At 68.1% G+C, this 877-nt stretch carries 1 protein-coding gene; it reads right to left on the minus strand.

Going from position 1 to position 877, the window contains the following annotated elements:
- Positions 1–877, minus strand: an 877-nt coding sequence (locus PUR71_RS23205) for an endo-1,4-beta-xylanase (protein WP_329929015.1), incomplete at both ends; no start/stop codon positions are given.

Raw genomic sequence — 877 nt, forward strand, 5'->3', positions numbered from 1 at the left:
CGCTGCCTCCGAGGGTGGTGAGGACGGCGCCGTAGGCGGGCTTCTTGGTGCCGTTGCGGTCGAACAGCAGGGGGTTCTCGCCGCTGCGCCAGGAGTCGCTGTCGCGGATGCCCCATACCGTGATGCCGGTGCAGCGGGTGACGTTGAGGCAGTCCTGGACGGCGGTGGCGTAGGCGTTGCCGGAGGCCTGGGCGATGTCGAGTTCGGTGAGCTGGACGTCGACGCCGAGGGCGGCGAAGCTGGACAGGGTGGTCTGGAAGCTCGCCGGGGGGCCGCCGGTGCCGAAGTGGCTCTGGAAGCCGACGCAGTCGATGGGCACGCCGCGGGACTTGAAGTCCTTGACCATGCGGTAGACGCCCTGGGTCTTGGCGTCGGACCAGTTCTCGATGTTGTAGTCGTTGTAGCAGAGCTTGGCCGAGGGGTCGGTGTTGCGGGCGGTGCGGAAGGCCTCCTCGATGAAGCCGTCGCCCAGCACGTTCTGGAACACCGAGCCGCGGTGCCGGCCGCTGCCGTCGTCGGCGAAGGCCTCGTTGACGACGTCCCAGGCGTAGATCGTGCCCTTGTAGTGGCTCATCTCGGTGGTGATGTGGTTGTCCATCACGCCGCGCAGGGTGGTGGCGTCGGTGAGGGACTTGACCCAGTCGGGCAGTTGGGAGTGCCAGACCAGGGTGTGGCCGCGCATGCGCTGGCCGTGGGCGGAGGCGTGGCCGACGATCGCATCGGCGGGGGCGAAGTTGAACGACCCGCGGGACGGCTCGGTGGTGTCCCACTTCATCTCGTTCTCCGGGGTGATCATGTTGAACTCCCGGTCGAGGATGGTGGAGTACGTGGAGTCCCCGAGCCTGCCCGAGGCCACCGCCGTACCGAAGTAGCGGCC

Origin of the sequence: Streptomyces sp. SP17BM10 (assembly GCF_036322405.1) — a bacterium.
Classification (GTDB): domain Bacteria; phylum Actinomycetota; class Actinomycetes; order Streptomycetales; family Streptomycetaceae; genus Kitasatospora.